General features: G+C 73.8%; 2 protein-coding genes. Both read right to left on the bottom strand.

Annotated elements, in window-relative coordinates; all coding sequences use genetic code 11:
• Positions 1 to 449, bottom strand: a 449-nt coding sequence (locus tag ACIP5W_RS35675) for a condensation domain-containing protein (protein ID WP_401482239.1), incomplete at its 3' end; no start/stop codon positions are given.
• Positions 446 to 5,023, bottom strand: a 4,578-nt coding sequence (locus ACIP5W_RS35670; RefSeq protein ID WP_401482237.1) for an amino acid adenylation domain-containing protein, incomplete at its 5' end; no start/stop codon positions are given. The genes ACIP5W_RS35675 and ACIP5W_RS35670, both read right to left, overlap by 4 nt.

Here is a 5,023-nt window from a genome sequence, read left to right as displayed (position 1 = left end):
TGGTTGGTCATCACCAGCCGGACGTGGTCGGGCGACAGCCGCAGCGCGGTGAAGCGCAGCAGCGGCGGGCGGCCCAGGTCGAAGCGGCGGTCGCGCTCCTCGGCGGCCAGCCGGGCCGCCTCACGCTGCCGCTCCTCCGCCGGCAGGGCGGCGAGATCGTGTTCCTGCCACGGCAGTTCCACCTCGCGCAGCACGAGTTGGGCCCAGGCCCCGTTCTTGCGCTGCCGGAAGCCGGCCCGGAGGTTCGGGTGGCGTTGCAGCAGGGACCGGGCGGCGGTGCGCATCCGGGCGTCGTCGTAAGGCCCGTGCAGGTCGAAGGCGACCTGGCTGACGTACGGGTCGAGACCGCTCTCGTGGAGCAGGCTCAGGAAGACGAAGCCCTCCTGGAGCGGGGACAGCGGAAGAATGTCCTCGATCTTGCTGCGCGAACGCGACGACTGCTGGCTCACTGCTCACTCTCCCACTCGGACTCAAGGTCGGCCTCGAACTCCTCGATCTCGGACTGACTGAGGGAGGCGAGGGTCACATCGGACGGGGTCAGACCGCCCGCGTCGGGTCGGTCGGCGAGCTCGACGAGGGCTTGCAGTGCCACGGACCACTGCTCGGCCAGCTGCCGGGCGTCCTCGTCGCTGACCACACGGCTCGCGTACGTCCAGTCGGCGTGCAGCCGGGGCCCGTCCTCCCCGTCCACCGTCACCGCGTTGACCTCCACCACGTGCGCCATCGGCGCCGCGGGCCGGAAGGCCGCGACTCCGCCGCCGACCACGCTCCACCGCTCGGCCGCTCCGGACGGCGCCGCCGTGCGGCGGCCCAGGTAGTTGAAGCCGAACTCCGGCTCGGGCAGCGCGGCGAGGACGGGCCGGGTACGCGGGTTGAGATGGCGCAGCAGGCCGTAGCCGAGGCCGTGGCCGGGCACGGCCCGCAGCTGCTCCTTGACCTGCTTCAGCACGTCACCCAAGGCGGCGGCGTCCTGGTGCAGCGCGCTCCAGTCCGCGACCTCCGGTGCGAGCCGTACGGGGTACAGGGCGGTGAACCAGCCGGCGGTGCGGCTCAGTTCGCTGCCGGGCACGGCTTCCTCGTGGCGGCCGTGGCTCTCCAGGTCGACGACGACCGGGGCGTCCGGGTCGTCACCGCGACCGCGCCGCCACTCTGCGACCGCCACCGCGAACGCGCTCAGCAGCACGTCCTCGACGCCTGCGTTGACCGTACCGGGCACCCGCGTGAGCAGGGCCCGCGTCACCTCGGGCGGCAGGGTGAGGCTGATCCGCCCCGACGTGCCGTGCAGATCCCGCTCCCGGTCCACGCGCAGCAGCCGGTCCGGTTCGAGGGCCAAAGTGTTCTGCCAGTAAGGCAGTTCGGCCTCGGTGCCCGGCTCGGTGGCGAGCCGGTGCAGCGCGGTGGCCCACTGCCGCCAGGGGGTGCCGACCGGCGCCAGGGCGTCGCCCTGATACGCGGCGGCCAGGTCCGGAACCAGGATGCGCCAGCTGACGGCGTCGACCACCAGGTGGTGCGCGACCAGGATCAGCAGCCCGTCCCGGCTCTCCCCACGGTCGAGCCAGACGGCCTGCAGCATCCGCCCCACGGCGGGCGCGAGACGGTCCCGGGCGGCCTCCGCCAGCTCGACGACCAGCTCCTCCACGTCCTCGGAGCCGACGTCACCGTCGGCCGCCACCCGGACGAGGACCTCCTCGCCCGGCCCGGTCGCGGGCGGACACACGTCCATGGTCCCGTCGGGGCCGGTGCGCAGGCGCAGGGCGTCATGCCGCTCCAGCACCCGCCGCAGGGCCGTCACCAGCCGTTCCCCGTCCAGGCCCGGCGGCACGGAGACCACCACGGACTGGTTGAAGTCGTCCCCGCCCAGACCCAGCTCCGTGACCCGTGCCATGACGGGCGTGGCCGGAACGGGTCCGTACGGGTCGACCTGCGGCAGCCGCGCCGCCGCGGCCGGCTCGGCACCGCGCAGGTCCAGTGCCTCGGCGAGCCGGGCCGCCGACTGGTGTTCGAAGACGTCCCGCACCGCCAGGGCCAGTCCCGCCGCGCGGGCCCTGCTGACGAACTGGATGGACAGGATGCTGTCGCCGCCCAGGTCGAAGAAGCCGTCGTCCGCGCCCACCGCGGACAGGCCCAGGACCTCCGCGAACAGCGTGCACAGCAGTTCCTCGACCGGGGTACGGGCGGCCCGCCCGGTGGATCCGGAGCCGTAGTCGGGAGCGGGCAGCGCCCTGCGGTCCAGCTTGCCGTTGGCGGTCAGCGGCAGCCCGTCGAGGACGACGACCGCCGACGGCACCATGTAGTCGGGCAGGGCCCCCCGGGCGAACGCCCGCAGACCTGCCGGGTCCACCTCCGCCGCGCGGCCCTCCGTCGGCACCACGTACGCGACCAGACGGCGGTCACCGGGCCGGTCCTCGCGGACGACGGCGGCGACCTGCGCCAGCTCCTCCCGGCCCGCCAGGGCCGTCTCGACCTCGCCGAGCTCCACCCGGAACCCGCGGATCTTGACCTGGTCGTCGGCGCGCGCCAGGTACTCCAGCTCACCCGCGGGGTTGTACCGCACGAGGTCACCGGTGCGGTACATGCGCGCGCCGGCACCGCCGTACGGATCGGCGACGAACCGCTCGCAGGTCAGCTCCGGCCGGTGCAGATACCCGCGTGCCAGGCCGCTGCCCGAAATGAACAGCTCACCCGCCACACCGGCCGGCACCGGCTGGAGGTACCGGTCGAGCACGTAGGCACGGGTGTTGCCCGTCGGCCGTCCGATCGGCAGCGTCGCCCCGGCCGTGTACGGGGCCCGCACCTCGTGCTGGGTCACGCACAGCGTCGTCTCGGTCGGACCGTACAGATGACGCAGCACCAGGCCGGGCGCGTGCTCCAGGACACGGGCGACCGCCGTCGGCGACACCACGTCACCACCGGTCAGCACCTCCCGCACCCCGGCGAAGCACTCGGGTGCCTCCTCGGCGACGACCCGGAAGAACCCGGCGGTCAGGTGGATCGCCGTGATCTCGTGCCGCGCGATCAGCTCCGCGATCGAGGCGGCGTCCAGCTGCCGCGGCGGCGCGACCACCACCGTGCCGCCGGACAGCAGCGGCACCCACATCTCGTAGCAGGAGACGTCGAAGGCGTGCGGGGCGTGCAGCAGCACCCGCTCGTGCGTGCCGGGCCGCCAGCAGTGGTCGCGGACCAGGTCCACCACCCCGCGCTGGGTGACGGCCACGCCCTTGGGCCGGCCGGTCGAGCCGGACGTGTACATCACGTACGCGAGATCGTCCGGCCGCAGGCCCGTGGACGGCGCGTCGTCGGGGTACGCCCCGGACGGGGCGCCGTGCTCGTCCACGACGACGACCCGGGCGCCCAGTTCGCCGGCGCGTTCCTCCTCCACGCGGTCGGCCAGCACCAGGGTGGCCGCCGTGTCCTGCACCACGTACCGCATCCGCTCGACGGGATACGTGTCGTGCAGCGGGACGTACACACCGCCCGCCTTGCCGATGGCGAGCGTGGCCACGACGTGCGTCACGGACCGCTCCATCAGCATGACCACCGGGGTCCCCGGCCGCACGCCCTCCCGGCGCAGCAGCTGCGCCAGCCGGTCGGCCCGCGCGTCGAGTTCGCGGTACGACACCGTCGCCGCCGACACCACCGCCGCGGCGTCCGGAGTCCGGGCCGCCTGCGCCTCGAACAGCCCGGGCAGCGTCGCGTCCAGGGCCGGCAGTACGGCCCCGGCACCGTCGGCCAGCAGCCGGTGGCGCTCGGCGGCACCGAGGACGTCGACCTCGGACAGCCGGACGGCCGGATCGGCGACGACCGTCTCCAGCAGGAACACGAACCGGTCCACCAGCGACCGGGCCGTCGCACGGTCGAACAGATCGGTACGGAAGTCCAGCGCACCGGTGAGCCCGGCCCCACGGCCCGCCGCGTCCCGCGTCTCCACCAGCGCGAACGCCAGGTCGGTCTTCGCCGCGCCGAGCCGACTCCGCTCGGCGGTCACCCGCAGCCCCGGCAGGGCGAGCGTCGTATCCGGGTCCGCGTCGGCGGTGCTCAGGATCAGCATCACCTGGAACAGCGGGTGATGCGCCAGGGTCCGCGTCGGGTTGACCGCCTCCACCAGCCGCTCGAACGGCACGTCCTGATGGGCGTAGGCCGCCAGATCGGCGCGGCGGGTGCTCTCCAGGAGTTCACGGAACGTCGGATCACCGCTGGTGTCGGTACGCAGCACCAAGGTGTTGACGAAGAAGCCGATCAGGTCCTCGGCCGCCCGGTCCGTGCGTCCGGCGACCGGGGTGCCGAGGGGGATGTCCTCCCCGGCGCCCAGCCGCGTCAGCAGGGCCGCCAGCGCCGCCTGGAGCACCATGAACGTGCTGGTGTTCGTCCCCCGCGCCAGCTCCGTCAGACGACCGTGCAGCCCGGGGTCCAGCGTGAACTCCACCCGGTCGCCCCGGTAGTCGGCGACGGCGGGGCGGGGGCGGTCGGTGGGCAGGTCGAGTTGTTCGGGGAGGCCGGTGAGGGTGTCCTTCCAGTGGGCGAGCTGCCGTCCGGCGAGGGTGTCGGGGTCGGTGCCGTCACCGAGCATCTCCTGCTGCCACAGCGCGTAGTCGGCGTACTGCACGGCCAGCGGAGCCCAGCCCGGCGCCCGCCCCTGGAGCCGCGCGGTGTACGCAGCGGCCAGATCGCGGCCCAGGGGCTCGCGCGACCAGGCGTCACTGGCGATGTGATGGATGAGCAGCAACAGCACGTGCTCCGTCTCCGACAGCCGGAACAGCGTGGCCCGCACGGGCAGTTCGCCCTCGAGGTCGAAGGCGTGGTGCGCGGCCTCGGTCAGCCTCGCCTCCAACTCCTCCTCTCCGACCTCCGCGACCGGCAGCGGCACGCTGTCCGGGACCGGATCGTGCACGACCTGCCCCGGCCCGCGCTCGTCCTCGACGATCGTGGTCCGCAGGCTTTCGTGCCGGGCGACGACGTCGTTGAGTGCGTGGCGCAGGGCGTCGGTGTCGAGGGTGCCGGTGAGGCGGAGGGTGGTGGGGATGTT

It is taken from the genome of Streptomyces sp. NPDC088766 (assembly GCF_044750845.1).
Taxonomy (GTDB): Bacteria; Actinomycetota; Actinomycetes; order Streptomycetales; family Streptomycetaceae; genus Streptomyces.
This window is presented reverse-complemented; position numbering and strand designations above follow the sequence as displayed.